We start from the raw sequence: 25,971 nt of genomic DNA on the forward strand, positions 1-25,971 counted from the left end.
AATCGTAGCAGCGGCGGCGGCCCCTAGGGCTGCGAATCCGGCACCAGCAGCTGGTGCCGCGCGAGCTCGCGATACAGCGGGGTGGAGGCGACGAGCTCGTCGTGCGTGCCCTCGCCCACGACGCGCCCGCGGTCGAGCACGATGATCTTGTCCGAATCGACGACGGTGGAGAGCCGGTGCGCGATCACGATCAGCGTGCGGCCCGTCGCGACCGAGTCGAGCGCGTCCCGCATGAGGCGCTCGTTGACGCCGTCGAGGCTCGCCGTTGACTCGTCGAGGAGGAGCACGGGCGGCGCCGAGAGGAGCGCCCGCGCGATCGCGAGGCGCTGCTTCTCGCCGCCCGAGAGCATGACGCCGCTCTCGCCCACCTGCAGGTCGAGTGCGGCGGCGAGCTCGGCGGGCGACTGCGCCGCCGGCTCGGAGTGGTTCGCCGAACTCGTGGCCCCGCCCGCGGCGCGGCCGAGGAGGCCGCCGAGGTTCACGGCCTGCAGCACGCGCGCGCACGCGGCATCGCTCGCGTCCGGTGCCCCGAGGCGGAGGTTGTCGCGGAGCGTTCCGGCGAGCACGGGGGCGTCCTGCTCGACGTAGCCGAGCTGGGCGCGCAGCTCGGCGCGGTCAAGCACGCGCAGTTCGGCGCCGAAGAGTGAGACGGTGCCCTGATCCGGGTCGTAGAAGCGCTCGATCAGGCCGAGGATGGTCGACTTGCCCGCGCCCGAGGGACCGACGAGCGCGACCCGGGTGCCGCGCTCCACCGAGAAGTCGACGCCGTGGAGGACGGGCGTCTCGACGATCTCGGCGGGCGGGACGTCGCGCGAGCCCCGGCCCCCGCGCACGAGCGCGCGCGCGTCGGCGCGCTCGGGCGCCGCCGAGCGATACGTGAAGTGCACGTCCGAGAAGCGGATCGCGGGGCTCGCGACGTCGCCCGCCTGCGCGAGCGGCACGATGCGGTGGAGCGGGGAGAGCTCAGCATCGTGCGCGGTCTCGGTGGGCAGCGCGGTGATCTCCTGGATGCGGCCGAGCGCGCCGAGCGCCTGGTTCACGGCGGTGATCGCGCCGAAGGCCTGGCCCAGCGGCATGATCATGAGGAACAGGAAGATGATGAACGTGACGAGCTGGGCGATCGTGATCGCGCCCGTCGCCACGCGGTACCCGCCGAGCCCGAGCACCACGAGGAACGAGAGCTGCATCGCGAGGAACGAGACGGGGACGATGAGCGCGGAGATCTTCGCGACCTTCACGCCGAGCCCGTAGGCCTCCTCGGCGTCGCGCACGGTGGCGCGCTCCTCGCGCTCGGCGGCGCCGGCGGCGCGGATGGTGCGGATCGACGAGACCGTGCGGTCCACCTGCGCTGCAAGATCGCCGACCTTCTCCTGGGCGCGCGCCACGGCGGGGCGGATGCGGCTGCCCACCACCACGACCACGACGAGGGCGAGGAGGATCACGCCGAAGGTGATCCCGAACAGCACGGGGTCGATCACGAGCATCCCGATCAGCGCGCCGACGAAGACGAGCATGCCGCTGATCGCCTCGACGAAGCCCTGGGTGAGCACCGCGCGGAGGAGCGTCGTGTCGCTGCCGATGCGCGAGACGAGATCGCCCGTGCGGCGCTGATCGAACTGCGCGATCGGCAGGTGGAGGATCTTCGCGATGAGGCGGCGACGGCTCGTGAGCACGACGCCCTCGCCCATGCGCTGCAGCACGTAGTGCTGCAGCCCGCTGAGCACCGCGCCGGTGACGACGACGACGCAGAGCACGGCGAGCAGCCAGCCGAGTGCTTCGCCCGCCTCGACCCGGCCGATCACCTGGCCGAGGAGCAGCGGCTGCACGAGCGACGCGGCCGCGCTCACGAGCCCGAGCCCGAGCGCGATGACGAGCAGTCGGCGCTGCTCGAAGAGATAGGGGACCAGCTGCGCGAGCGAGGCGCGCGGGCCGCGGGGCGTCGCCTCCGTGCGGCGTGCGGGGCCGCGGCGGCGCGGCGCCCGGCGAGCTGACGGGGAGGAATCAGGGAGCCCGGACATGAGCTCAACTCTACCGAGCGCGGCTGGGCGGCGACCGTGGTCGGTCGCCGCCCAGCCGCGCGGTCCCGCGGTGCGGGTCCGGTCTCTCGGGGCCGCCCTGCGGGCTACCCCTCGGGGACGAGCCGGAGGGTGGGGCCCTCCTCGCGGATGCGCCGCGCGGTGATCGCGAGATGGAGGGCGGCCTCGGCGGCCTCCTGGCCCTTCGACTCGGGGGCGCCGGGGCGGCCCGAGCGGTCGAGCGCCTGCTGCTCCGTGTCGGTCGTCAGCACGCCGAAGCCGACGGGGCGGCCCGCGTCGAGCTGCACGCGGGTGAGCCCGTCGGTCACGGCGTTGCAGACGTAGTCAAAGTGCGGCGTGCCGCCGCGGATGATCACGCCGAGGCACACGGCGGCGTCGAAGCCGCCGCCGCCCTCTGCGACGGGCGCGAGTGCGATCTGCGCCGCCAGCGGCAGCTCGAACGCGCCGGCCACGCGGAAGACGCTGTGCTCCGCGCCCGCGGCGTCGAGCGTGTCCGCTGCGCCCGAGACGAGGGAGGACATGATCTCCTCGTGCCAGCTGCCTGCGATGACGGCGACGCGCAGGCCGCTCGCATCGACGGTGAGATTGGGGGCTCCCGCTCCGCTCATGGGTTCGGTTCCTTCCGGTGGGGGTGATCGGGGGTGTGCGGCTCAGCCGACCTGCTCGGGCAGCTGGTGGCCCATGCGGTCGCGCTTCGCGTTCAGGTAGCCGACGTTCTGCTCGGTCACGCCGACCACGAGCGGCACCCGCTCGACGACGTCGATGCCGTGCTCCTCGAGCTGCGCCACCTTGTCCGGGTTGTTCGTGAGCAGGCGCACGCGATCGATGCCGAGGTCGGCGAGGATCTCGGCGGCAGCCGTGTAGTCGCGGTTGTCGGCGGGGAGCCCGAGCTGCAGGTTCGCGTCGAGGGTGTCGACGCCCTGCTCCTGCAGCTGGTAGGCGCGCAGCTTGTTCGCGAGGCCGATGCCGCGGCCCTCGTGGCCGCGCAGGTAGATGACGACGCCGCCGCGCTCGTGGATCCGGTCGAGCGCCGCGTCGAGCTGCGGCCCGCACTCGCACTTCAGCGAGCCGAAGGCCTCGCCCGTGATGCACTCCGAGTGGACGCGCACGAGCGCCTCCCCGCTCGGCATGGCGCCCTCGGGCGTCGCCGCGACGAGGGCGATGTGGTCGATGCCCGCGCGCCGGTCGCGGTACGCGAGCGCGCGGAAGTCGCCGCGCTCCGTCGGCAGCAGCGTGTTGGCGCGGAGGCTCACGCTACGGTTGCGGGTGGCGCCGGCCGGCGCGCCCTCCGGATCGTGCTCGTTCAGGTAGGCGATGAGCTGCTCGATCGTGATGACGAGCACCCCCTCGCGCGCGCCAAGCTCGATGAGGCCGGGCAGGCGCATCATCTCGCCGTCCTCGGCGACGATCTCGGCGATCGCCGCGACCGGGCGGAGCCCCGCGAGCTGCATGAGCTCCACGGCGGCCTCGGTGTGGCCGTCGCGGGCGCGCACGCCGCCGTCGACGGCGCGCAGCGGCAGGATGTGGCCGGGGCGGCGCACGTCACCGGGAACCGCGTCGACGTTCGCGAGGGCCTTCAGCGTGGTCATGCGATCGCTCGCGCTGATGCCCGTCGTGATGCCGTGCGCGGCGTCCACGGTCACGGTGTACGCGGTGCCGCGCACGTCCTCGTTCCGCTCCACCATCATGGGCAGGTCGAGCTGGTCGGCGACGGCGTTCGTCATGGGCGCGCAGAGGAGCCCGGAGGACCAGCGCACGGTCCAGGCGATCCACTCCTGGCTCGCGAGCTCGGCCGAGATGATGACGTCGCCCTCGTTCTCGCGGTTCTCGTTGTCCGCGACGATCACGGGACGGCCGGCCGCGATCGCCGCGATCGCGTCCTCGATGCGGGCGATGCCGGGCGTGCGGGGCGCTGCGGAGTCGGTGATGCTCATGCGTGGGATCCTTCGGTGGTCGTGGCGGCTGCGGCCGCGGCGGTCTGATGTGCGGCGGGCACGACGCCCAGGCGCAGCATGCGCGCGACGTGGCGCGCGAGGATGTCGGTCTCGACGTTCACGCGGTCGCCGGGCACGAGCCCGCCGAGCGTGGTCGCCGCGAGCGTCTCGGGGATGAGCGACACCTCGAACCAGGCATCGCGCTCCGCGGGGTCTGAGATCGCGGAGACGGTGAGCGAGACGCCCGAGAGCGTGACGGAGCCCTTGTCCACGAGGAGCGGAGCGAGCTCGGGGGAGAGGCCGAAGCGCAGGACCCGCCAGGCCTCGGCGGGGGTCGTGGAGCGGAGCTCGGCCGTGCCGTCGACGTGCCCCTGCACGATGTGCCCGCCGAGCCGGGTGTCGACGCGCACGGCGCGCTCGAGGTTCACGCGGCTGCCCGGGCGGAGTTCGCCGAGCGTCGACATGCGGATGGACTGCGCCATCACGTCGGCGGTGAAGGTGCCGCGGCCGTCGGCCGTCGCGCCCTGCTCGATCACGGTCAGGCACACGCCGGACACGGCGATCGACGCGCCGTGCTCGGCGTCGCTCGTGACGAGCGGGCCGGCGATCGTGAGCCGGAGCGAGTCGTCGACGGGATCGACCGCGACGATCTCCCCGATCTCCTCGATGAGTCCTGTGAACATCAGTTTCCTTCCCCGGCCGGCTGGATGACGGCCTTGACGAGCAGATCGGCGCCGAGTTGCGCGAGGTGGGTGATCCGGAGCCGCGCGATGCCGGGCATCGACGCGATCCCGAGATCGCCGAGCGCGGTGCGCGGGCCCCCGAGCAGCGCGGGCGCGATGTAGACGAGCACCTCGTCGACGAGGCCCGCGGCGATGAGGGCGCTCTCGACGTGCGGGCCGCCCTCGACGAAGATGTGGCGGATCCCGCTGGCGTGGAGCTCCGCCAGTTCGGCGGCGAGGTCGTCGCCCGGGATCTGGAGCGGCGCGTCGAGGCCGCGAGCCGCGAGCGCGGGGTGCCGGCGCACGCGCGCCGTCGCGGGGATCTCGCGGTGGCCGAGCACGATCGGCACGGGCTGCTCGGCCGCAGGGACCAGCAGCCCGCCGGTCTCGGCGCGCGCGGTGAGCGCCGGATCGTCGGCGAGGAGCGTTCCCGTGCCGACGAGGATCGCGTCGGCCTCGGCGCGCCTGCGGTGCACGTCGCCGCGCGCGTCGACGCCCGTGATCCACTGGCTCGTGCCGTCGCTCGCGGCGCCGCGGCCGTCGAGCGTCTGCGCCCACTTCACGGTCACGCGGGGGCGGGGGAGCGGCGCGGCGGCTGCGCCGGCGGGATCCGCCGTCCCCGCCGCGCCCTGCCGCGCGAGCCAGTCGGCGAGCAGCACGCGTGCCTCGCCCGCGAGGATCCCGCTGCGCACCTCGGCGCCCGCGGCGCGGAGCGTGGCGCTGCCGCCCGCGGAGGCCTGGCCCGGATCGCCGAGCGCGTAGGCGACCGCGCCGATGCCCGCCTCGGCGAGCGCGACCGCGCAGGGTCCCGTGCGGCCCGTGTGATTGCAGGGCTCGAGGGTCACGACGGCGGTGAGCTCGCCCATGCGGCCGCGCCACTCGGCGGGGAGCTGCGCGAGCGCGTCGACCTCGGCGTGCGGAGTGCCCGCGCCGCGGTGCCAGCCCTCGGCGACGATGCGGCCCTCGGGGCTCAGCAGTACGCAGCCGACGCGGGGGTTCTCGTCCGCGGCCGGGCCGCGGAGGGCGATCGCGAGTGCGCGGCGCATCCCCGCCTCGATGAGCTCCTGCTCCAGCATCCCGTCCGCTACTTCCTGCGATCCGGGTGCGCGCGGGGTCGCGGGGTCGCCGCGACTGCGCGTTCCTCTCATCCGGACTCGAACGGGTCTCCCCGTCCATCACCGTCGGTCTCGGAATTGCACCGAGTCAACCCCACGGAGTGGAGCTCGCGGACTGTCACCGCCGGTTCGGAATCACACCGACCCCGGAACACGGACCCATGGTACCCCGCGGGGCGGTGCGTGACCAGTGCGGAGGGGCGCTGTCCGCCGGTGGCGGAACTGCGCCGCGTGCGGGAAGACGCGGGGGCCCCGCGCTGTTGCACGGCCCTGCGCGGGCGCACGGCCGTGCGCTGCGCGGGAGCGCTCAGCTGAACAGCTCGGCGAAGAGCCGGCCGTTCGCGATCACGTTCATCGTGAGGCCGATGATGAGGGCGTTGAAGAAGAACGCGAGCGTGGTGTGCCACACGATCGTCCACCGCATCCGGGAGTCGACGACCTTCACATCGGAGACCGCGAAGGTCGTCGCGTTCGTGAAGGCGAGGTAGACGAAGTCGACGAGCCGCGGATCGGGGGTGCTCGGGAACTCGAGCGGCGGGGTCGCCGAGCGGTGGTAGCGCGAGAAGTAGATCCGCGCGTACCCCCAGTTGAACATGGCCCAGGCGAGGAGCATCGCCCACACGGCGGTGAACTCGCCCGCGGGGTCGTGGAGGTCCTGCCCGATGCTCGTGATGAGCTCGATCGCCACGCTGAGGCCCACGCCGCTGGCGCCGAGCGAGATGAGCGTCGACAGCGCGCGCGTGAGCGGATGGCCGACGAGCACCCGGGTCGCCGCGGGGTTCGGATCGCCGAAGCGCACGAGCAGGTTGAGCGCGAGCACTGTCGAGGCGAGGTAGATCGTCGCGAGGGCGCACCACGCGACCATGGGCAGGAGCATGAAGCCGTCGTCGGGTCCCCAGAGGAGGATGCCGCCGAGCCAGATGAGCACAAGCTGCACCGCGATGCCCACGATCTCGCCGCCCACGCTGATCGCGGTGCCGAGCGTGCGGGCGAGCGAGCGCGCGGGATCGGCGGCGTGGGGAGCCCCGGCGGGCCGGGCCGCCTCGGCGCCGGGCTCCCGCGTCGGATCCGCGGTCATTTCGCCCCCGCCCCGCCCGCGCGTGCGGGCTGCGCCGGTTTCGCCGCCGTCGTCGACGCGAGGAGGTCGCGCAGCGACGCGTCGGGCAGGTAGGCGCGCGTGAGCGCGATCCCGATGCGGGGAAGGTCCCCCTCATCGCGGAACAGGAGGTACAGCGGAGCCGAGCGCGGATTGAACTTCTGCTTGAAGCGGTGCAGCGACGTGAAGCCGTAGAGCGGCTCGATGAGCGCGCCCACCTGGTCGAGCACCTGATCCACGGGGCCAGCGGCGACCTCGGACGGGCGCACGAGCGGTGCGCCCGAGAGCGAGAGGAACGCGAAGCCCGCCTCGGAGAAGTGCTGCGCGGCGGAGGCGATCAGGAACTCCATCACCGGGCCGAAGCCGCCGTCGCGCCGCCGCATGAGATCGAGGGTCCAGCCGATGACGCGCGGTTCGCCCGTCTCCGGGTCGGCCGGGCCGTGCACCGGGAGCCACGATGTGATGCCGTGCAGGCTGCCGTCGGCGTCGACCGCGATGCCGACGGCGACGGCCGGATCCAGCGCCTCGTCGACCGTGCCGAGCGTGAAGCGCATCTCGGGCAGGCCCTTGTCCCCGGTCCACTGCTCCGAGATCGCGCGGACCTGGGCGAGCACGCTCCAGGGCTCGTCGGCGAGCCGCACCATGCGGAAGGAGATGCCCTCCCGGTTCGCGCGGTTGATCGCGGTGCGCACGGCCCCCCACGACTTGCCTGTGAACGCGAGCCCGGGCAGATCCACGATCGTGTCCTCGGCGATCACCACCGAGCGCCACCCCGCGGGCTTCGCGCGCTCGCCCACTTCGCTCGCCGAGAAGGCGCAGGGCACGAGGCCCGCGCGCTGCGCGATCCGCTCGAACTCCGCGAACGCGGCGCCCTCCTCGCCCGCGGCGACGATCGGGTCGCCCAGCATGATCGCCACGCCGGCGTGGGGCTGGAACGTGATCGCCCCGGAGCCCGCGGCGACGTGCCGGTTGCCGCGCCACGTGGTCATCCACGAGATGGTGCCGCCGCCGAAGCGCGCGAGCCGCTCGCGCGCCTGCGCGGTCGACAGGTGCTCGGCCGCGAGCGTCCGCCGCGAGCGCCGCAGCGGCACGCGGAACGCGCCCCGGCCCGCGATGATCACGACGAGGAAGAGGGCCCAGAGCGCGGCGGGGGCGATGAGCGCGCCGAGGTAGTCGCCTGCAGACCCGATCACGTCGAGCGCCTCGAGGAGCTTCAGCGCGCCGAAGCCGAGCGCCGCGGTCGCGATGTTGAACGCCGCGAGCACGATCGCGCAGATCCACGCGAGCCGCACGCCCTGGCGCACCCCGTTCGCGATGAGGGCGATCACGATCACGTCGAGCGCCACGTCGATGAAGGAGGCGACGGGCTGGTTCTGGCCGAGCGGGCCGTCGTACGGCACGACGAGGTCGATCACCTGGATCACGCCGATCGCGATGAGCCCCGAGAACGCGATGAGGCGCCACTCGCGCTCGCTCGGCCGGCCGGCCGGGCGCCGGAAGACCGGCAGCCAGCCGCTCACGGCGAGTGCGGCGACCATCGCGACCGCGTGCTCGACGTCGTGGAGCTGCCCGAGGTAGAGGAGCGAGATGCCGACCCAGATCACGACCGCGATGCGCGCGCGCAGGCGCCACGGTGCCGGGAGCGTGGCGATCGCGAAGACGAGCGCGGCGAGCGCGCCGCACGAGGGGCCGACGTCGGAGTGCTGCGTGAGCTGCTCCGCCCAGGGCCAGCCGGTCTGCGCGACGAGCAGCAGTAGCCCCGCGGCGCCGAGCACGCCGACGACGTGGCCGGCGGCGAAGAGCCCGATCGTGCGGAGCCCGCCGAAGCGCCACTCGGCCCAGCCGAGGCCCCCGACGACGAGGGGGAGCAGCGTGAGGTACACGAGCGGGTGGTCGACGAAGAACGGAGAGGTCGCGAGCGTCCACCAGCGCCCCTCCGCGAACGCGGGGATGCCGGTGGCGACCTGCCCGTACCAGGGGGCGTCGGCCGCGGGGCTGAGCAGCGTGCCCGTTGCGGCCCCGACGGCGATGAGCGCGACGACGAATGCGATCGTGACGGGCAGGCGGCGCAGCCCGGCGAGGAACGGGGGGAGCGCGCGCGGGGAGGCCTCCGGCGCGGGCGCGGCGGCCGGGGCGGGGACGGCGTCGTCGGTCATGGACACAGTCTAGAGTTCTCTGCCCCGGCCGCAGTAGCCTGGGGGCGAGGACGCCGTTCCGACGCCCCACGTGTCGCGGCCTTCCGTGGCCGCAGGATGGAGAACCGATGCGCGCAGTCACCTACGTCAAGAACAACACCGTCGAGGTGCGGGAGAAGCCCGTTCCGGAGATCGCGCCGGATCAGGTGCTGCTCCGCGTCGGCGGCGCCGGCGTGTGCCACTCTGATCTCACGATCATCGGGCTCGGCGACGACAACCCGCTCGTGGGCGGCACGCTCGGGCACGAGGTCGCCGGCACGGTCGAGCAGCTCGGCGCGAACGTCACGGGCTGGGAGGTGGGGCAGCGGGCCATCGTCGCACTCATCCTCTCGTGCGGCCAGTGCCGCGAGTGCCTGGCCGGGCGCGACAACCAGTGCGAGGTCGTCGCGCCGCGCGGCGGGCTCGCGCCGCTCTCCCCGGGCATTGGCAGCCCGGGCGGCATGGCCGACTACATCGCGGTGCGCGCGCACCACCTCGACCCGATCGGGGAGCTCGACCCCGTCGCGGCCGCCCCGCTCGCGGACGCGGCGCTCACGCCGATGCACGCGATCAACACCGTGCGCGACCGCCTCACGGGCGACGCCACGATCGTGACGATCGGGCTGGGCGGGCTCGGGCACATGGCGCTGCAGATCCTCGCCGCGACCACGGGCGCCCGCATCATCGCGCTCGACACCGACCCCGCGAAGCTCGCGTTCGCCGAGGCGCACGGGGCCGATCTCGCCCTCCCGAGCGACGGCGATGCGGCCGCGCGCATCCTCGCCGAGACGGGCGGGATCGGCGCCGACGTCGTGTTCGACTTCGTCGGGGTGCAGCCCACGGTCGATCTCGCGCTCGCGGTCGTCCGCGGCGGCGGAGCCATCCGCTTCGTGGGGCTCGGCGGCGGCAGCTTCACCTACACGGCGGGCACGAGCAGCCTGCCGTGGGGCGTGAACATCGAGCGCGCCTACGGCGGCACCCGCTCGGACATGCGCCAGGTCGTGGCGCTCGCGGAGGCGGGCAAGATCGGCGTCGAGGTGGTGCGGTACGCGCTCGACGACGCCGTGCAGGCCTTCGATGACCTGCACCACGGGCGCGTTCCCGGCCGGGCGGTGCTCGTCCCCTAGCGGGGTCCGCCGCTCCGACCGGCTGCTCGCGCCCGCGCCACGAGCGCGAGCAGCCGGTCGGTGCCGTCGCGGCTGCCGCAGCGCTCGGCCGCCGCGGCCATCCGGGCGCGCTCGGCCGTGTCCGCGAGCAGGGGGATCACCTGCGCCGACACCGCGGCGGGCGTGAACGCGCGGTCCGCGATGAGGCGCGCGCCACCGGCGGCGACGACGCCCCGGGCGTTGAGCTCCTGCTCCCCGTTGCCCACGGCGTACGGCACGTAGACGGCGGGGATCCCGAGCGCGCTGAGCTCGCTCACGGTCGCCGAGCCGGAGCGGCAGAGTGCGAGATCCGCGAGGGCGTACGCGAGGTCCATGCGATCGAGGTACGGCACGACCACCCGGTCGGGCGAGCCCGCGGGGTCCACCTCGTCGGCCCGCGCCCCGCCCGTCGCGTGCAGCAGCTGCCACCCGGCGGCGAGCACCTCGGGCCAGGCCGCCACGAGCGCGTCGTTGATGCGGCGGGCCCCCGCTGAGCCGCCGAAGACGAGGAGCACCGGCCGCTCGGGATCGAGCCCGAAGTGCCGGGCCGCGCGCTCGCGCGCCTCGGCCCGGTCGAGCCGCTCGATCTCGGCGCGCAGCGGCATCCCGACGACCTCGGCCCCGCGCAGCCGGGTCTCGGCGAACACCGTGCCGACCGCGGCGGCGCGGCGCGCGCCCCACCGGTTCGCGAGCCCCGGCCGGGCGTTCGCCTCGTGCACCACGACAGGAACGCCCGCGCGCTGCGCGGCCACGTAGGCGGGCATGGCCGCGTAACCGCCGAAGCCGACGACGACGTCGACGCCGCGCTCCCGGATGAGGGCGCGGGCATCCGCGACGGCGCGCGCGAACCGGGCGGGGAAGCGGAGCGCCGCGCCGTTCGGCCGCCGGGGGAACGGCACCCGCGGGATCGTTTCGAGCGTGTAGCCCCGCTCGGGCACGAGCCGCGCCTCGAGCCCCTCCGCCGTGCCGAGCACGATGATCCGGGCGTCCGGCACGGTCCCGCGGAGCCGATCGGCCGTCGCGAGGAGCGGGTTCACGTGCCCGGCGGTACCGCCGCCTGCGAGCAGATAGGTCGTCATCCGGGCAGCATACGAGCGCGAAGCTGACCGGCCGCCGCATATCGTCCGCGTATCGGAATCGCCATACGGGGTGGCAACACGCGTCCCGGGAAGCTGGGGCGCATGCACCCCTCCGGCTCCGAACTCATCGTGCACGACGCGGCGATCCGCGCGAACACGGCCGCCTTCGCGCGCCTCACGGGCGGCCGCGTCATGGCCGTGCTCAAAGCGGACGCGTTCGGCCACGGCGCGATCGCGCGATCCGTGCTCGACGCGGGAGCCGCGTCGATCGGCGTCGCCGCGATCCCCGAGGCGCTCGCGCTCCGCGACGCGGGGATCGCGGCGCCCGTGCTGAGCTGGCTCAACACGCCGGAGGCCGACTTCGCCGCCGCGCTCCGTGCCGACGTCGAGCTCGCCGTGCCGAGCGCCGAGCACCTGCTCGCGATCGGGCGTGCGGCGCGCGAGCTCGGGATCCCCGCCCGCGTGCACCTCCACGCCGACCTCGGCATGTCGCGCGACGGCTGCCCGCCCCGGGAGTGGGCTGCGCTCTGCCGCCTCGCCCGCGAGTTCGAGGCGCTCGGCGGGCTCCGCGTCGTGGGGATCATGGGGCACCTGTCCTGCGCCGACGAGCCCGCGCACCCGCAGAACACCCGCGAGCGGCTCGTCTTCGAGAGCGCCGTGCGCACCGCGGGCCGGCGCGGCCTCACCCCGCGCACCCGGCACCTCGCCGCGACCGCGGCCACGCTCACGGGCGCGGTGCCCGGCTTCGACGTGCACCGGATCGGCGCCGGCCTGTTCGGGATCGATCCCTCGCGCAGCACCTCGTCGCTGCGGCCCGCGCTCACGCTCCGCTCCCGCGTCGTGTCCGTGCGCGAGGTCGCCCCCGGCACGGGGGTGGGCTACGGGCTCGACTTCGTCGCCGAGCGGCGCACCCACCTCGCGCTCCTCCCGATCGGCTACGGCGACGGGCTGCCGCGCGAGGCCTCCGGGCGAGCCGAGGTGCTCGTGCGCGGTCGCCGCCGGCCCATCGTCGGCAGGTTCTCGATGGACATGATCGTCGTCGACACGGGGGACGAGGCGCTTTCCCCCGCCGAGCCCGTCACGCTCTTCGGGCCGGGCGACGCGGGCGAGCCGACCGTGGCCGAGTGGGCCGCGTGGTCGCGCACCATCGAGCACGAGATCGTCACGCGCCTCGGCAGCCGCGCCGCGCGCATCCATCGCAGCCACGACACCGCGCCCCGGGCGCAGACCGCAGGAGGACCCCGCACATGAGCCACCCCGAGACCCCTGAAGCCCCTGATACCCCTGAGACCCCCGCACTCGTCGCCGAGCCGATTCCCGCCCCGCTGCGCCGCCCCCGCGCCGGGCGCACCCGGCCGCAACCGGCCCGCATCGCCGTGATCGGCGGCGGCACGAGCGACGAGCACACGGTCTCGCTCGCGTCCGCGGCCGCGATCGCGGGCGCGGTGGGGGAGCTCGGCCTCACCGCCGTGCCGCTCACGATCGCCCGCGACGGCTCCTGGCGCGACGCTGCGGGGAGCCCGCTTCCCGCCCACGAGGTGGTGCGGCAGCTCACCGCGTGCGATGCCGCCGTTCCCGCGCTCCATGGCACCGACGGGGAGGACGGCACCGCAGCGGGATTCCTGCGGCTCTGCGGGGTGCCCGACGCCGGATCGCCCGTGCGCGCGGGCGCCCTCGCGATGGACAAGCAGGCCACGAAGCAGCTCGCCGCCTCGCTCGGGATCCGCACCGCGCCCGGCGCGCTGGCCCCTGCCCAGGGCGCCGCGGGCTCGGTCGCGGACCTCGTGCCGCCCCTCGTGGTGAAGCCCGCGTGCGGCGGTTCGAGCAACGGGGTGTTCGTCGTGCCGGAGCGCGCCGGGCTCGCCGAGGCGGTCGAGCTCGCGCGGGGCTTCGGCGAGCCCGTGCTCGTGGAGCAGTACGTGCGCGGCCGCGAGATCGACATCGCCGTGTTCCGCGACTGCGCGGGCGCGCTCCGGCTGGGCGCGACGCTCGAGATCGAGGTGGTGCCTGGCGGGGTGTTCGACCGGGCGGAGAAGTACGACGGCAGCGCCGAGTTCGTCGTGCCCGCGCCGCTCGACGAGCGCGAGGAGGCCGCGATCCAGCAGGCCGCCGTGCAGCTCTACGAGGTGCTCGGCTGCCGTGGGGTGGCCCGCTTCGATTTCTTCCTGACGCGGGAGGGGCTCGTGCTGAACGAGGTGAACACGGCGCCCGGCATGACGGAGCAGTCGCAGGTGCCGCGCATGTACGCCGCCGTCGGGCTCGACTACGCGAGCCTCGTCGCAGAGCTGATCGCGGCGGCGCTGATCGGTGTGGCGGCGCCGATCAGCGCGCCGGGGCGCTGAGTTCGGGCGCGCCCGGCTCCGGGGCGCCGAACTCCGAGGCGCCGAACTCCGGAGCGCCGAGCTCCGGCGTTCGGTGCGTGAGCACCCCGCCCACGAGGGTCGCAGCGACCGCGGTCTCGGACAGCCGCTCGGGATCCGTGCGCAGCGGGTCGCGGTCGAGCAGGACGAGATCTGCGAGCTCCCCGGCGGCGGGCCGCAGGGCGCCCCGCATGGATGCCGCGAGCGCGACGGCCGCGGGGAGCCGTTCCTCGGGCGTCCACGACGGCTCGCCGGGCCGCGCGCGCGTCACGGCGGCCTGGATCCAGCGCCAGGGGTCGAGCGGGGCGACGGGCGCGTCCGAGCCGAACACGAGTTGCGCGCCCGTCGCGTGCAGCGAGGCGAGGGGGAACGTGCGCCCGGCGCGGCCCGGCCACTGCAGCTCGGTCGCCTCGCGGTCGTCGACGAGGTGCTCGGGCTGCACGCTCGCCGTGATCCCGAGCTCGGCGAAGCGGGCGATGTCCGCCGTGCGCAGCAGCTGCGCGTGCTCCATCCGGCCGCCCCGGCCGAGCGCCGCGTACGCGTCGAGCACCTGCGCCACCGCCCGGTCGCCGATCGCGTGCAGGGTGAGGTCGAGGCCCGCCGCTGTCGCCCGCCGCATCAGCGCGAGCAGCTCGTCCGCGGCGACGAGGGAGCGCCCGTGCCCGCCGTCCGGGTACGGATCGCAGCACCAGGCGGTGCCCGTGCCGAGCGAGCCGTCGGTGATCATCTTGAGCGGGCCGACCGAGAGCCTGCCCGCGGTGCCGAGCGCGTCGCCCGAGCGGTAGCCCGCGTCGATCGCGCGGTCGAGCTGATTCGGGTAGATGCCCGCCTCGACGCGCAGCAGGTCGAAGCCCGCAGCCTCGCGGCGCAGCCAGTCGTCGATGCACCAGCGCATCTCGAGGTCGACGATGCCGACGACGCCGCGCGCGGCGGCGGCGCGGCCCGCGCGGGCGACGAGTGCGTCGAGCGCGGCGGGCGCGAGCGAGTCGATCTCCCGGAGGAGCGCGAAGCACTCGTCCTCGACGATGTGCCCGTCGCCCGTCACGGGCAGTCCGCGCGCGGCGAGCGCCGCCGAGTTCAGCCAGATGCCGTGCAGGTCCGCGCTGATCACCACGAGCGGGCGGGGGCCCGCGAGCGCGTCGAGCGCGTCCCGCGTGATGCCCGCGGTCCACGCGCCGGCCCGGGCGCGCACCGCGACGAATTCCGCGCCGGGGTGCGTGCCGGGCTCGGCCTCGTCCGCGCGGAGCCCCGCCGCGAGCAGCTCGAGCGCCGCGGCGGCGGACTCCGCCGCGCCGAGGTCGAAGCGGCTCGACTGCTGCGCCCACTGCCCGAAGTGCACGTGCTCGTCCCACAGGCCCGAGGTGAGGAAGCGGCCCTCGCCGTCGATCCCACCGGGCAGCCGGGGCGCGGCCCCGGCCGGGGTGATCCGCGCGATGCGGCCCGCTGCGAGCGTGATGTCGACGGGGGCGTCCTGCCCGAGCAGGCGGACGGAGCGGAGCTGCGAGATCATGCTCGCTACGGTACCCGGTGGGCGACCGTGCCGTTCACCACCGTGAGCAGCACCTCCGACTCGGCGAATCGCTCGGGTGGGGCGCTCAGCGGATCCTCCCGGAACACGGCGAGGTCGGCGACCGCGCCCGCGGCGACGACGCCGTCCTGCGGGCGGTCGATCGCGGCCCACGGGCCCCGGGTGATCGCGACGAGCGTGCGCTCGGGGGAGAGCGCCTGGTGCGCGTCGACGGCGGGCCGATCCGAGCCGTGCCTGCGGCGCGTCACGTTGGCGGCGAACACCCGCCGCGCGTCGAACTCCTCGACGGGCCAGTCGGAGCCGAGGGCGACGGTGGCCCCCGCGGCGTCGAGATCGGCGATCCGCCAGCCGTGCGCGGCGCGCTCCGAGCCGCGGCCGAGGAGCGTCGTCCACATGTCGCAGCCGTCCGGGCGCTGCGCGAATGCGTGGATCGGCTGCATGCTGGCGGGCACGCCGAGCTCGGCGAAGCGGGGCACGAGGCGGTCCGGGATCGTCTCGATGTGCTCGATCCGGTGGGTCACGCCGCGTGCGTGCGCGGGCAGCGAGGCGACGGCGTCGAGCACGAACTCGACCGCCCGGTCGCCGATCGCGTGCGTCGCGGTCGGCACGCCGCTCTCCGCGAGCGCGTGGATGGTGCGCGTGAATCGCTCGCTCGGCACCCAGTACGGCTCGAGCCCGCCGCCGCGGGTGTCCGCCTCGAAGAGCCAGGCTGAGCCGTTGTCGATGCTGCCGTCGAGCATGAACTTCACGCCCTCGATCCGCCAGCGGCGCCCGCCCGTGCCCTGGAGGTCGATCATGCGCCGCAGGGTCTCGGCCCACGGCTCGGTGGCGCGCCAGAGGGGGGACACGCGCACGCGGACGGGCAGCTCGCCCGTGTCCTCGAGAGCGCGGAGCACCTCGATGTCGCCCGCCTCCATGTTCATCTGGTGCAGCGAGGTGTAGCCGCTCGCCGCAAACTCGGCGAGCTTGTCGCGCACCGCGATCACCCGCTCGGCGAACGGCATGCGGGGGTACAGCTCGGTGACGAGGAGCTCCGCGTCCGACTCGATGAGGTAGCCGGTCGGAACGCCGGCGGCGTCGCACTCGATCGACGAGTTGTTGCCGAAGTCGCGCGGGCCGTCGATGCCCGCGAGTTCGAGCGCGCGCGGGCTCGCGATCACGGAGTGCCCGTCGAAGAGCAGGAGGTAGCCCGGGCGGCCGCCGAACGCGTCGGCGAACGGGGCGTTCGTGATCTCCTCGCCGACGAACAGGTCGAAGGACAGACCGAAGCCCCGGATCCACTCGTCGGGACCGAGCTCCGCGGCGAAGGCGGCGATGCGCTCGGCGACCTCTGCCACGCTCTCGCAGTCGTGGAGGAGGAGCGCGCGGTGGCGCGACTCCGCCCCCGAGAGGGGATGCACGTGCGCGTCGACGAAGCCCGCCGTGATGGTGGCCTCGCCGAGCTCGATCACGGCGGCGTCCGTCGTGTCCCACTCGGCGGCATCGACGCGGGTGCCCACCGCGGCGATGCGGCGGCCGCTCACCGCGACGGCCTGCAGCTCGGGGCGGTCGGCGGCGGCCCCGAGCCCCGTGCGGACCCGCCCGCCGAGGAGGACGAGGTCGGCGCGGATCGGGGTGTCGGTCGCGGTCATGCGGGCTCCTCGCTCAGCAAGATGGGGTGGGCGGCGTCGGCGCTCGCGGCGCGGCGCTGGCGCTGCACCGCCGGATCGGGCACGGGGACGGCGGCGATGAGGCGCTGCGTGTACGCGTGCTGCGGCGCGTGGAGCACGCGCTCCGTCGGGCCGATCTCCACGAGCTCGCCCTGCCGGAGCACGCCGACGCGGTGCGCGAGCAGCTCCACCACCGCGAGATCGTGCGAGATGAAGAGGGAGGCGAAGCCGAGCTCCCGCTGCAGGCCCGAGAAGATCTCGAGCACCTTCGCCTGCACCGAGACGTCGAGCGCGCTCGTCGGCTCGTCGGCGATCACGAGCTCGGGGTTCAGCGCGAGGGCGCGTGCGAGGCCCACGCGCTGGCGCTGGCCGCCCGAGAGCTCGAACGGGTGCCGATCGGCGTAGGAGGCCGGCAGCTCGACGGCGTCGAGGAGCTCGATCGCGCGGGCGCGCTGCTCCCGCTTCCCGCCGCCGACCCGGTGGATGCGCATCGGCTCGGTGATGCACTGCTCCACCGTCATGAACGAGTTGAACGACGCCGCGGGATCCTGGAACACGAAGCCGATCCGGCGGCGCAGCTGGCGCAGCTCGCGGCGCTTCAGCCGGGTGAGCTCGGCCCCGAAGACCTGGAGCGAGCCCGCGCCGACGGTCTCGAGCCCGCCGATCGCGCGGCCGATGGTGGACTTGCCTGAGCCGGACTCGCCGACGAGCCCGAGCACCTCGCCGCGCGCGATCTCCAGATCGACGCCGCGCACCGCGCGCACGGGGTGGGTGCCGAAGCCGCTCGTGTAGACGACGTCGACGCCGGAGAGCGTCACCGCGGGCGTTCCCGCCTCGGCGGCGGCCGCACTCTCGGCGGGCGTCGCAGTCTCGGTGCGCGTCGTGGGATCCGCGTCCGCGGCCGCCTCGGTCAGGCGTCCGCCCGCGCCCAGGCGGGGCACCGCGGCGAGCAACTGCTTCGTGTACTCCTCGCGGGGCCGGGCGAAGAGCTCGGCCACCGGGGCCTCCTCGACGAGGTCGCCGCGGTACATCACGGCGACGCGGTCGGCGAGATCGGCCACCACGCCCATGTTGTGCGTGATGAGGACGATCGACGCCCCGAACTGGTCGCGGCACTCGCGGAGCAGGTCGAGGATCTCGGCCTGCACGGTGACGTCGAGGGCAGTGGTCGGCTCGTCGGCGATGATGACCCGCGGGCGGAGGGCGAGCGCCATCGCGATGATGATGCGCTGCTTCTGCCCGCCCGAGAACTGGTGCGGGTAGTGGTGCATGCGCTGCTCGGGCTCGGGGATGCCGACCGCGCGGAGCATCTCGACGGCGCGTGCGCGCCGCTCGGCGCGATCCGTCATGCCGTGCGCGCGGAGGCCCTCCTCGAGCTGCCAGCCGACGGTGAACACGGGGTTCAGCGCGGTGGACGGCTCCTGGAAGATCATGGCCGCGCGGTTGCCGCGCAGCTCGCGGAGCTCGGTGTCGGAGGCGCCCAGCACGTCCGTGCCCGACAGCATGACGACGCCGGAGCGCCGCGTGTGCGGCGGGAACAGGCCGAGCACTGCGCGCGCGGTGAGCGTCTTGCCGGATCCCGACTCGCCCACGATGGCGAGGATCTCGCCCGGCTCGACGGTGAGCGACACGTCGTTCACCGCGTGGACCGTGCCGTGCGGGGTGTCGATGTTGAGGGTCAGCCGGTCGATCTCGAGCGGAAGCGCGGCGGCGCTCGCCGAGGGCTGGGCGGTGGGTGCGGTCGAGGCGGTCATGCCTGGAACTCCTTCTTCATGCGTCCCGGCGCGAACACGGAGACCATGCGGGCGAAGATCCCGGGCCGTCCGAGCGCGGCGCGCGAGCGCTGGTCGACGAGGTCGCGCAGCCCATCGCCGATGAGGTTGAGCGCGAGGACGGTGATCACGAGGAACCCGGCCGTGATGAGGATCATCTGGGGCGCCTGCATGATGACCGACTTGCCGTCGTAGAGGATGTTGCCCCAGCTCGCGTGCGGCGCGGGGACGCCCGCGCCGAGGAAGCTCATCGCCGCCTCCGTGATGACGGACTCCGCGAAGGTGAAGGTGGCCTGGACGACGAGCACGGACATGACGTTCGGCAGGATGTGGCGGAGCATGATGTGGAACATCCCGCCGCCCTGCATGGTGCTGGCGGTGACGAAGGTCTCCGAGCTCACGGCCAGTGCGCGCGCCCGCACGAGGCGCGCGATGCCCGGCGTGTAGACGATCGCGAGCGCGATCACGAGGTTGGTCACGCTGGGGCCGAGCGCCGCGGCGAGCGCGACGGCGAGCAGGATCGCGGGGATCGCCATGAGGCCGTCGCAGATGCGCATGAGGATCGCGTCGAGGACGGGGTTGAAGACGGCGAGGATTCCGATCAGCGTGCCGATCACGCCGCTCACGAGGGCGACGACGAAGCCGACGAGCAGCGACGTCGACGCGCCCGAGATGATGCGGGCGAAGAGGTCGCGCCCGAAGTTGTCGGTGCCGAAGATGAATTCGGCCGAGGGCTTCGCGAGGCGGTTGGCGGGGTCGACGGCGTAGGGGTCGAGGTGCAGGAGTGGCGGGAGCACGTACGAGATCACGAAGATCGCGAGGATGATGAGGAGCCCCATCATGAAGCCCGTGTTAGCGAGCGCGCGATGCCACAGGGTGTTCCGGGGCTGCTCCGGCTGCATCGACAGCACCGTGGTGCTGGGGGCCGGGGAGTTCTGCGGGCTGGTTGCGGTCATGTGCTCAGGCCTTTCCGACGCGCACCCGCGGGTCGACGATGCCGTACAGCAGGTCGATGAGCAGGTTGGTGAGCAGGTAGATGAGGGTGATGAACAGGATGACGCCCTGGATCACCGGGTAGTCGCGCCGCGAGATCGAGGTGACGAGCAGTTGCCCGAGCCCGGGGATGTTGAAGATCGTCTCGGTGACGGCCGCGCCCGTGACGAGACCGCCGAGCGAGAGGCCGACGATCGTGAGGATCGGCAGGCTCGCGTTCTTCAGCGTGTGGCCGAAGAGCAGACGGCCCTCGGTGACGCCCCGCGAGCGGGCGGCGTCGATGTAGTCGGCGTTCAGCACGTCGAGCACGGCCGCGCGCGTGGTTCGAGTGATGAGCGCCGCCGTGATCGCGCCGAGGGCGATGCCCGGCATGAGGAGCGTTTTCACCCCGTCGCCGAAGTCCTCGAACGGGTTCACGTACCCGGAGATGGGGAGCCAGCGGAGCGTCAGCCCGAAGAGCAGCATCATGCCGATCGCGAGCACGAAGCTCGGGACGGTCATGCCGAGCAGCGTGAAGCCGGTGACCATCTTGTCGAAGCGGCCGCCCCGGTAGCGCGCGGCGATCGTGCCGAAGGGGACCGAGAGCAGGATCGCGACGATGATCGCGATGAGCGCGAGCTGGATCGTGGGGACCGCGTTGTCGCTGATCGCCTCGACCACGCTCTTGCGGAGGAAGTAGGAGTCCCCGAGGTCGCCGGTGAAGACGCCGCCGACCCACTTCAGGTACTGCATCACGATGGGCTGATCGAGGCCCATGGTGGCGTGCAGCGCGGCGACCTGCTCGTCGGAGGCCTTCTCGCCGAGGATGCGCCGTGCGGGATCGCCCGGCGTGAGGTGGATCAGGGAGAAGATCACCACCGACACCACGAACAGCACGGGGATGAGGCTCAGGAGCCTGCGGAGAATGAATCGAAGCATCGGTGTTCCGGATTCGGTGTCGAGGTGGGGTGTGGGGGTGCGTGTGGCCGCGCCCGGACGGGCGCGGCCACACGAGAGCGGGGGTGCCGCTCCGTTAGTTCTTCCAGTGCGCGTTCCACCACGTGAAGTGGCCGTCGAACCAGGCGAGCTCCAGGTCCTTGTTGGCTGCGTATACGTTGTGGGCGTCGCCGATGCGGCTCATGGGACGGGTGTCCTCGATCCACTGCTGCATCTCGCTGAAGAGCGCGCTGGCCTCGGCCTGCGTCGGGGCACCGCGGAAGTCGGCGAGCAGCTGCTGCAGCTCGGGGCCGTCGAAGTAGCCCGCGCGGGTCGGGAGGAAGCCGATCGTCTGCGTCGGGTCGAGCTCCGTGCCGAAGGGGAAGACCACGAGGTCCCACTCGTCGCGGCGCTCGCGGTACTTCTCGCTGAACGCGCCCCACTCGTAGGCGTCGAGCGTCGCGTCGACGCCCATGCCCTTGAGCTGCTCGACCACCACGACGGCGGAGTTGTAGGCCTCGGAGTAGTCCTTGTTCGCGAGGACGGTGACGGGCTCGCCCGTGTAGCCGCCCTCCGCGAGCATCCGCTTCGCCGCGTCGACGTCGGCGCGGTTGAAGTCGGCCTTGCCGACCTCGGTGTCCCAGATCGCCTGCTGGCCGAGGGTCATGTTGTGGTGCACGAGGTCGTACAGCTCCTCCGAGCCGACCGCCGCGAGCATGATCGGATCCCGATCGAGGCCCGTGTTGATGGCCTGGCGGTTCTCGACCTTCGAGAACGGGCTCGACGCGTCGTCGCTGTAGACGAGGTTGATCGGGCCGACCATGTAGGTGTCGAGCGTGAGGTTCTCGTCGTCCGCGAACTGGTCGAGGCTGTCGAAGGGGAGCTCCGTCGTCGCGTCGTACTGGCCCGACTGGAGGCCGAGGGTGCGGGTCGATGCGTCGGGGACGAAGTTGAAGACGACCTCGGAGAGACTCGCCTCCTTCGCTCCCGCGCGGCCGCTCGACGGGGCGTCGACCGGCTGGTAGTCGTCCCACTTCGCGATGACGATCTTCTGGTCGGCGTCCCACTCGGTGAGCTGGTACGGGCCGGTGCCGATGATGTCCTCGACCGCCTCGATCGGGCCGTCGCCGACCTTGTCGAGCACCTCGGTCGGGAGGATCGCCGGGTAGGCCGTGGAGACCTGCGAGAGGTAGAGCAGGTGGAGGAAGCTCGGCGAGGTGACCGTGAGCTTCACGGTGGTGTCGTCGACCTTCGTCCACTCGGAGCCGGCGAACGCCTCCTGAGCCGCGACGGACACGCGCGTCCAGCGGTTCATCGACGCGACCACGTCGTCGGCGTCGAGCTCGCTGCCGTCCTGGAACTTCACGCCCTCGCGGAGGTGGAAGGTGTACTCGAGCGCGTCGTCGCTGACCTCGTAGGACTCCGCGAGCATCGGCTGCACCTGGAGATCCGCGTCGGCGGTGACGAGGGTCTCGAAGATCGGGCCGGTGATCTCGCCCATGATCGAGTCGGTCGAGATCTGGGGGTCGAGGCTTTCGGGCTGCGCCGGGGTGACGAGGTTGACGATGTTCTTCGCCTCGTCTCCGCCGCCGGAATCGCCCGAAGCGCAGCCGGCGAGCACGAGCGCGCCCACCGCGAAGGCCGCGGTCGCGCTGCCCACGCGGCGCAGTGCGCGTGCGCGGCGTGGAGAGGGTGCTGGAGTGGACATTGATGGCTCCTAGTGAGTCGGATGGGTGGGAGTGATGGAGATGATGAGCTCGGCGAAGCCGCCGGTCGGCAGCGCCGTCGTGCGCTCGTCCCGGTGCAGCGAGGTGCGATAGCGCGGGGCGCGGTCGCCCGCGCTCTCACCGCGCGCCGTGCTGTCGGAGGACGCGAGGAGACGCTGGGCCAGCGCGAGGAGCGGCCGGCTGCCGTCGTCGGCCCAGATGTCAGTCGCCGCGGTCAGCGCCGTTCCGGCCAGGCTGAGCTCGGCCGTGCGCTCACCGCGCAGCGTGACACCGGTCGCGAAGTCGTGCCGGTCTCCCGGGACGAGGTAGCTCCAGCGTGTGCCGAGCACGGAGTCGCCGCGGCCCTCGGCGCCGTCGAGGTCGATGAAGGAGACCCCGCGGAGGCCCACGACCTCGGCGACCCGGCTCGCGCGGTCGTAGACGAACGCCGTGTGCTCGTCGACGCCGATGCAGCGCCGCCGATCCGTGTCGCGGGTAAGACGGATCGCGCGGGCCGGGCGGCCCCACTCGGAGAAGTGCGAGTCGAGGAGGGCCTCGGGGAAGAGCCCGAGCCCGCCGAGCGGGTCGTAGCTCAGCGCCTCGACGCCGCCGATGTCGCGCTCCGACCCGGGGGCCGCGCCGTGCACCCACGCCGTGTGGATGTCGGCGCCGCCGCTCACCATGTGCGCGCCCTGCTGCACCGCGAGGCCCGCGCTCGTGCCTGCGACGACGCCGCCGCGGTCGAGTACCTCGCGGAGGGCCGTGAGCACGGCCGTCTCGGAACGCGCACCGGTCGCGGGGTCTGTGCCGCGGAAGAGTGCGCGCACGTAGTGGTTCTGATCGCCGCCGCCCAGGAAGATGCCGTCGGCGCTCCGCACGAGCTCGGCGACCGCGGGATCGTCCGCGCGGGCCGCGTGGTACTCGGCCCCGGGATAGGGCGGCGCAGCGCTCGCCCCGACCGGGATCGGCAGCCCGATCGCGCCGTGGCGCGCGAAGAGCTCGACGTAGTACTGCCCGTCGGCCGCGTCGTTCTCGAGGCCGGGATCCGCCGCGGCCGCAGCCGACGGCGCGGGCGCGGAGGCCGTCGTGAGGATCGCGATGCGCGGGGCGCCGCTCGCGCGGCGGGCGTCGGCGAGCGCGACGATGCGGGACAGGATCTCGGCGCTCTCGTCAAGCGCGCCGCCGATCAGGACGAGGGTGCCCGCGGGGCGGGAGGCGTCGGCTCCGGGAGAGAATGCGGGATCCGTGCGTGGACCAGATGGAGCGTGCGCGTTCACGGTTTCCCTTTCCGAGGCCTCGTCGATGAAGTGATCGAAATCATTTCATAAATTCCCTCTTGCTGCAAGAACTGCAACATTCATTTCATAAATTCGTGATTTCGGGATAGTGTTCTCGTGCCGGTGAACGTCCCCCGCAGCGCCTCATCGTTGAGCCGAGTCGGGGGAGCATCGCCCAGGCCCAGCTCCCTCACGCCCCGCCCCGCGCGCACCGCCCGGACCGGGGCTCACCCCCGGCACTTGGAACGAGATCTGCAATGAACACCTCCGCACGTGAGCTTCCCGCCGCGCTCGCCGCACGCTTCGCCGACGCCGCGCTCGCCGCCCAGCCGGCGTACGAGCGAGACCTCGCCGCGCTCGTGGGGATCGACTCCGGCTCGCACGACCCCGCCGGGGTGAACCGGGTGGCCGACTGGGTGGAGCAGCGGCTCGACGCGCTCGGCTTCGCCGTCGTCCGCCACGTCGACCCGAGCGGGGCCTGGGGCGACGCGCTCGTGGCGACGCGGCGCGGGACCGGCGCGAAGCGCATCGTGCTCTTCGCCCACATGGACACGGTCTTCGCGGAGGGCGACGCCGCGGCCCGCCCCTTCCGCATCGACGAGCGGGGGCACGGGCGCGGCCCTGGCGTCACCGACGACAAGGCGGGCGTGATCGCGAGCCTCCACGCTGCCGCGCACCTCAGCGCGCACGACGCCGAGACCTACGGAGAGCTCGTGCTCGTGTTCACGCCCGACGAGGAGGTCGGCTCGCCCTTCGGCGCGGGCGTGCTGCGCGCGGCGAGCGCGGGCGCGGACGTCGCGCTGTGCATGGAGTGCGCCCGCGAGAACGGGGACCTCGTGACCGCGCGGAAGGGCGTCGCGGACCTCGAGGTGATCGTGCGGGGCAAGGCCGCCCACTCGGGGATCGAGCCGGAGCGCGGCGCCCACGCCGGGGTCGAGGCCGCGCACCTCACGCTGTTCCTCCAGGGCCTCGCCGACCCCCGCGCCGGGGTGACAGTGAACGTCGGCGTGCTGCGCGCCGGTGAGCGGCTGAACATCGTGCCGGATCACGCCTCGCTGCACGTCGAGGTCCGCGCCACCGCAGCCGCCGATCTCGACGCGACGCTCGCGCGGATCCGCGCCCGCGTCGCCGCCCCCGAGACCGCGGGGACGAGCGTCGAGATCGCGAGCATCGAGCACTGCCCGCCCATGGAGGAGAGCCCCGCCGGGGCGGCGCTCGCCGCGCGGGCCGTCGCGATCGCGGGCGAGCTGGGCCTTGCCCCGGGGCTTGCGCGCACGGGCGGCGTCTCGGACGCGAACCGCATCGCCGCGCGCGGGGTGCCGACCCTCGACGGCCTCGGCCCGGTCGGCGGCGGCGACCACTCGGAGACCGAGTGGCTCGACCTGGCCTCGGTGCCGCAGCGGATCGCGCTGCTCGCGGCGCTGATCGCCGACCTCGGCGCCGCATCGGAGATTGTTTGATCCCGCTCGGCTCGGTAGGGTTTCCGGGACAGCCAGGAACGCGGAGGGAAGTGCGGAGGATGACGGATCAGCCCGGCCCCCGGCCCGCTGCCGCCCCGGGCGAGACGCCCGCCGAGGGTGACTCTCCCGCCGCGCGCATCCGCGAGCGCCTCGGCGAGTGCACCCCGGGGGAGCGGAAGGTCGCCCGGGCGCTCCTCGCCGCCTACCCCGCCGCGGGCTTCGAGAGCGTCGCCGGCCTCGCGGAGATCGCGGGGGTGAGCGGCGCCACGGTCGTGCGCTTCACCACCAAACTCGGCTACGCCGGCTTCCCGGACTTCCAGCGCGCGCTTCGCGAGGAGCTGGAGCAGCGCAGCGCCTCGCCCGCGGCGCTGTACGCGCGGACGAACGCCGACCAGCGGCCCCCGCACCCGGACGATCTCGCGGCGCTCGCCGAGCCGGCCGTGGGGAACCTCCGGGCCACCTTCGGCGGGCTCTCCGAGCATGACTTCTCGACGACGGTGCAGGCGCTCGCCGATCCGAAGCGTCGCATCTGGCTCGTCGGCGGGCGCTACAGCATGTTCCTCGCCGAGTACTTCGCCGCGAGCCTCCAGCAGCTACGCGGCGCGGTGCACATGGTGCCGCAGATGGCGAGCGTGCGCGCCGCCGCGGTGGTCGGCTTCGACGCGAAGGACGTGCTCGTCGCCTTCGACTTCCGCCGCTACGAGAGCGAGACCCGCCACCTTGTGCAGCACGCCAAGGCGCACAGGGCGACCGTCGTGCTCGTCACCGACAAGTGGGTGTCTCCCTGCGCGAGCGACGCCGACACCGTGCTGACGAGCGTGGCATCGGAGCGCGGGCCTTTCGACTCGGTCGTGCCGGTGATGGCGCTCATCGAGTCGCTGTTCGAGGCGACGCTCACCCGCATCGGAGCGCCCGCGCGTGAGCGCATGGAGGGCATCGAGCGGACTGCGCAGGAGCTCGACCTGCTCTAGAACCGGCAGTGGCGCCCGGGACGAGAACGTCCCGGGCGC

At 73.6% G+C, this 25,971-nt stretch carries 20 protein-coding genes and 1 riboswitch; of the genes, 5 read left to right on the top strand and 15 right to left on the bottom strand.

Annotated elements, in window-relative coordinates:
- Nucleotides 1–23: 23 nt before the first annotated feature.
- The 7 genes from U874_RS0104880 to U874_RS0104910 all read right to left on the bottom strand — a co-directional run bounded on the left by U874_RS0104880 (nt 24) and on the right by U874_RS0104910 (nt 9,059).
- On the bottom strand, nt 24–2,018 hold the full coding sequence (locus U874_RS0104880; protein ID WP_025133426.1) for an ABC transporter ATP-binding protein: 1,995 nt from the start codon (nt 2,016–2,018) through the stop codon (nt 24–26).
- 104 nt (nt 2,019–2,122) lie between these two features.
- Complete coding sequence (gene ribH, locus U874_RS0104885) at nt 2,123–2,644, bottom strand: 6,7-dimethyl-8-ribityllumazine synthase (protein ID WP_025133427.1); 522 nt, start codon at nt 2,642–2,644, stop codon at nt 2,123–2,125.
- 42 nt (nt 2,645–2,686) lie between these two features.
- On the bottom strand, nt 2,687–3,970 hold the full coding sequence (locus U874_RS0104890; RefSeq protein ID WP_029987674.1) for a bifunctional 3,4-dihydroxy-2-butanone-4-phosphate synthase/GTP cyclohydrolase II: 1,284 nt from the start codon (nt 3,968–3,970) through the stop codon (nt 2,687–2,689).
- Nucleotides 3,967–4,653, bottom strand: coding sequence for a riboflavin synthase (locus tag U874_RS0104895; RefSeq protein ID WP_025133429.1), 687 nt, complete (start codon nt 4,651–4,653; stop codon nt 3,967–3,969). Before U874_RS0104895 ends, U874_RS0104890 begins: the two co-directional genes overlap by 4 nt.
- Nucleotides 4,653–5,768 carry a bifunctional diaminohydroxyphosphoribosylaminopyrimidine deaminase/5-amino-6-(5-phosphoribosylamino)uracil reductase RibD gene (gene ribD, locus U874_RS0104900; RefSeq protein WP_025133430.1) on the bottom strand — a complete coding sequence of 372 codons (1,116 nt, stop codon included), beginning with the start codon at nt 5,766–5,768 and terminating at the stop codon, nt 4,653–4,655. Before ribD ends, U874_RS0104895 begins: the two co-directional genes overlap by 1 nt.
- Nucleotides 5,769–5,824: 56 nt before the next feature.
- Nucleotides 5,825–5,965: riboswitch (FMN riboswitch) on the bottom strand.
- Between the two features lie 149 nt (nt 5,966–6,114).
- Nucleotides 6,115–6,885, bottom strand: coding sequence for a DUF1345 domain-containing protein (locus tag U874_RS0104905; protein ID WP_025133431.1), 771 nt, complete (start codon nt 6,883–6,885; stop codon nt 6,115–6,117).
- Complete coding sequence (locus U874_RS0104910; RefSeq protein ID WP_025133432.1) at nt 6,882–9,059, bottom strand: bifunctional lysylphosphatidylglycerol flippase/synthetase MprF; 2,178 nt, start codon at nt 9,057–9,059, stop codon at nt 6,882–6,884. Before U874_RS0104910 ends, U874_RS0104905 begins: the two co-directional genes overlap by 4 nt.
- 107 nt (nt 9,060–9,166) lie before the next feature.
- Between U874_RS0104910 and U874_RS0104915 the strand changes: the two genes are divergently transcribed.
- A complete protein-coding gene (locus U874_RS0104915) occupies nt 9,167–10,204 on the top strand; it encodes an alcohol dehydrogenase catalytic domain-containing protein (protein ID WP_025133433.1) in 1,038 nt (345 codons plus the stop codon).
- Here the strand turns inward: U874_RS0104915 and U874_RS0104920 are convergent.
- Nucleotides 10,201–11,301, bottom strand: a complete 1,101-nt coding sequence (locus U874_RS0104920) for a glycosyltransferase (RefSeq protein WP_025133434.1) — start codon at nt 11,299–11,301, stop codon at nt 10,201–10,203. The two genes, U874_RS0104915 and U874_RS0104920, sit on opposite strands and share 4 nt — an antisense overlap.
- Nucleotides 11,302–11,403: 102 nt before the next feature.
- Here U874_RS0104920 and alr point away from each other — a divergent pair, with 102 nt between their 5' ends.
- Together alr and U874_RS0104930 are read left to right on the top strand one after the other, a co-directional pair.
- A complete protein-coding gene (gene alr / locus U874_RS0104925; RefSeq protein ID WP_025133435.1) occupies nt 11,404–12,552 on the top strand; it encodes an alanine racemase in 1,149 nt (382 codons plus the stop codon).
- Nucleotides 12,549–13,643: a D-alanine--D-alanine ligase gene (locus U874_RS0104930; protein WP_025133436.1), complete on the top strand. Its 1,095-nt coding sequence runs from the start codon at nt 12,549–12,551 to the stop codon at nt 13,641–13,643. The genes alr and U874_RS0104930 overlap by 4 nt, the downstream gene beginning before the upstream one ends.
- On the opposite strand, the gene U874_RS0104935 is transcribed toward U874_RS0104930, so the two are convergent.
- The 7 genes from U874_RS0104935 to U874_RS0104965 all read right to left on the bottom strand — a co-directional run bounded on the left by U874_RS0104935 (nt 13,624) and on the right by U874_RS0104965 (nt 23,501).
- Nucleotides 13,624–15,171, bottom strand: coding sequence for an amidohydrolase (locus U874_RS0104935; RefSeq protein WP_025133437.1), 1,548 nt, complete (start codon nt 15,169–15,171; stop codon nt 13,624–13,626). The two genes, U874_RS0104930 and U874_RS0104935, sit on opposite strands and share 20 nt — an antisense overlap.
- A 5-nt stretch (nt 15,172–15,176) precedes the next feature.
- Nucleotides 15,177–16,820 (bottom strand): amidohydrolase, encoded by a 1,644-nt coding sequence (locus tag U874_RS0104940; RefSeq protein ID WP_025133438.1) that lies wholly within the window; start codon nt 16,818–16,820, stop codon nt 15,177–15,179.
- Nucleotides 16,817–18,592: an ABC transporter ATP-binding protein gene (locus U874_RS0104945; RefSeq protein WP_025133439.1), complete on the bottom strand. Its 1,776-nt coding sequence runs from the start codon at nt 18,590–18,592 to the stop codon at nt 16,817–16,819. Before U874_RS0104945 ends, U874_RS0104940 begins: the two co-directional genes overlap by 4 nt.
- Nucleotides 18,589–19,566 carry an ABC transporter permease gene (locus U874_RS0104950; RefSeq protein ID WP_025133440.1) on the bottom strand — a complete coding sequence of 326 codons (978 nt, stop codon included), beginning with the start codon at nt 19,564–19,566 and terminating at the stop codon, nt 18,589–18,591. The genes U874_RS0104945 and U874_RS0104950 overlap by 4 nt, the downstream gene beginning before the upstream one ends.
- A 4-nt stretch (nt 19,567–19,570) precedes the next feature.
- On the bottom strand, nt 19,571–20,521 hold the full coding sequence (locus tag U874_RS0104955; protein WP_025133441.1) for an ABC transporter permease: 951 nt from the start codon (nt 20,519–20,521) through the stop codon (nt 19,571–19,573).
- 94 nt (nt 20,522–20,615) lie between these two features.
- Nucleotides 20,616–22,226 carry an ABC transporter substrate-binding protein gene (locus U874_RS14170; RefSeq protein ID WP_025133442.1) on the bottom strand — a complete coding sequence of 537 codons (1,611 nt, stop codon included), beginning with the start codon at nt 22,224–22,226 and terminating at the stop codon, nt 20,616–20,618.
- Nucleotides 22,227–22,235: 9 nt separating this feature from the next.
- Nucleotides 22,236–23,501: a cyanophycinase gene (locus tag U874_RS0104965; protein WP_025133443.1), complete on the bottom strand. Its 1,266-nt coding sequence runs from the start codon at nt 23,499–23,501 to the stop codon at nt 22,236–22,238.
- A gap of 257 nt (nt 23,502–23,758) precedes the next feature.
- Between U874_RS0104965 and U874_RS0104970 the strand changes: the two genes are divergently transcribed.
- Nucleotides 23,759–24,961, top strand: a complete 1,203-nt coding sequence (locus tag U874_RS0104970; protein ID WP_025133444.1) for a M20 family metallopeptidase — start codon at nt 23,759–23,761, stop codon at nt 24,959–24,961.
- Nucleotides 24,962–25,020: 59 nt separating this feature from the next.
- Complete coding sequence (locus U874_RS0104975; protein WP_025133445.1) at nt 25,021–25,932, top strand: MurR/RpiR family transcriptional regulator; 912 nt, start codon at nt 25,021–25,023, stop codon at nt 25,930–25,932.
- Nucleotides 25,933–25,971 lie beyond the last annotated feature (39 nt).

It is taken from the genome of Leucobacter sp. PH1c (assembly GCF_000633415.1).
GTDB lineage: Bacteria > Actinomycetota > Actinomycetes > Actinomycetales > Microbacteriaceae > Leucobacter.